This is a genomic window from Vibrio sp. 10N.222.54.E6 (assembly GCF_041473955.1).
GTDB classification, from domain to species: domain Bacteria; phylum Pseudomonadota; class Gammaproteobacteria; order Enterobacterales; family Vibrionaceae; genus Vibrio; species Vibrio tasmaniensis_A.
Genome location: NZ_JBFRTD010000111.1, coordinates 1 through 228, shown reverse-complemented (window position 1 = coordinate 228; position 228 = coordinate 1). Strand labels below are relative to the sequence as shown.

1 tRNA gene is annotated in these 228 nt (G+C 40.8%); it reads left to right on the top strand.

Going from position 1 to position 228, the window contains the following annotated elements:
* Positions 1–76 precede the first annotated feature (76 nt).
* Positions 77–152, top strand: a tRNA-Glu gene (locus tag AB4513_RS24785).
* The last annotated feature ends 76 nt before the right edge of the window (positions 153–228 follow it).

Here is a 228-nt window from a genome sequence, read left to right as displayed (position 1 = left end):
ACCTCCTTATACGAAGATACTTACGATGAGTGTCCACACAGATTGATTAGGTTTAGAAAAGTTAAGAGATACTAGTGTCCCGTTCGTCTAGAGGCCTAGGACACCGCCCTTTCACGGCGGTAACAGGGGTTCGACTCCCCTACGGGATACCATCTTTAAGTATTCTCTTCTATTAGAGTATTTAAAAATGGTTCATTAGTTTGAATCAAGCTCTTTAACAATTTGGAA